Below are 1328 nucleotides of genomic sequence, written 5' to 3'. Positions count from 1 at the left end.
GGATATAGCGAGGAGGAAATACGTAGATTTTTGCCTCGCAAGGTTCGCAATTCTTTGAACACCCAATTACAAAAAGTGGCTAATTAATAATTTAAGTTTTTGAAAGGAGGAAAAAAGAGATGATTCAAGTATTCGTTACAGTTAATTATAAAGATAGAAATTATCAAACCAATGTCCTTGTCAAAAAAGAACTTACTTGGGAAAAAATTAAACAGTTAGCAGAAGAACAAGTAAAAAAGCAATGGGATATTTAAATTTATAATTCCATTGTGAAACGATGAAGAAATTTGCTTAGAACAAATACTTGACAATCTAATTTGTAATATTTATCATTACAGTATGTTGATAAGTATTTAAAAACATACTAGAAATACAGAAATTAGTAAAAAATGATTAGTTGTTTTTATTTTAGGAGGCCGGACATGAATAGTGATTTTACACTTGCCATTCACAGTTTAATTTTTCTTGCGCTACAGCCGGACCGGATGGCAACTAGCGATGCTATTTCAGAAAGTGCCTGTGTTCACCCAGTACGAATTCGTAAAGTCCTAAGTTTGTTGAAAAAACATGGCTTTATAAAATCCAAAGAGGGAGTTGGCGGTGGATTTAAATTTGCTTTGGATCTAATTGAAGTTAATCTATGGGATATTTATAAGATAACCTCTGAAGGTTCACTTCAGCCTAAATGCCCTGAATCAAATGAACATTGTATTGTAGGAGCAAACATGCAAAGAGGCCTATTTTCAATTTTCTTGGGTGGTGAAGAACATTTGGTTGAATATTTAAAGAAATATACACTGAACGAAGTAGTCGATCTTATTAATGAAAAACAGTAAGAAATTTCGAAGAATAATATGATTGACTACTTTTTTATAATTAAATTGTAATAAAATAAATTACAGTTTTAACTAAATTTGAAATATGATGGTTATAACGTAAAGGAAGAAAATTTCTCAGCAGTTGAAACACTCTTCCTATATTTTAGATACTAAACTAATACAAGAAGGTGAAGGGAATGTTGTCACACAGTAGCTCCGTTTTAAAAACAGGTGATTGGATTAAGGGTAAATCACGGAAAGGAGAATTAATAATTGGTTATATTGAATCACTAAATATTTCTCAAGGAGTATTTAAGGTGAATGTTATCACAAGTGACAATCAAGAAACCGTTGGTAAGACCATTCCTATTTTAAGTAATCAGGTTAAGAGTCTGCCCGTTTCAAATGTGATAAACAAGGAACAAATTCTATTTTTAATAGACTTGGCATTATCAACAGGGGATGAGGACTGGTTTATCGAACTTTCTTCCAAGTTGAATTCAATTAAGC

The 1328-nt window shown here is 31.4% G+C and carries 3 protein-coding genes; all 3 read left to right on the top strand.

The features are described 5' to 3' along the window. Positions 1–119: 119 nt before the first annotated feature. Positions 120–254 (top strand): BA3454 family stress response protein, encoded by a 135-nt coding sequence (locus RB298_RS07110; protein WP_098548470.1) that lies wholly within the window; start codon positions 120–122, stop codon positions 252–254. 168 nt (positions 255–422) lie between these two features. Next, entirely contained in the window at positions 423–836 is a 414-nt protein-coding gene (locus RB298_RS07105) for an RrF2 family transcriptional regulator (RefSeq protein WP_486046564.1), read from the top strand. Between the two features lie 179 nt (positions 837–1015). Further along, a partial coding sequence (locus tag RB298_RS07100; RefSeq protein WP_486046562.1) for an IDEAL domain-containing protein occupies positions 1016–1328 on the top strand: 313 nt, incomplete at its 3' end.

Origin of the sequence: Priestia sp. BR_2 (assembly GCF_041954005.1) — a bacterium.
Taxonomy (GTDB): Bacteria; Bacillota; Bacilli; order Paenibacillales; family Paenibacillaceae; genus Paenibacillus_AQ; species Paenibacillus_AQ lautus_A.
This window is presented reverse-complemented; position numbering and strand designations above follow the sequence as displayed.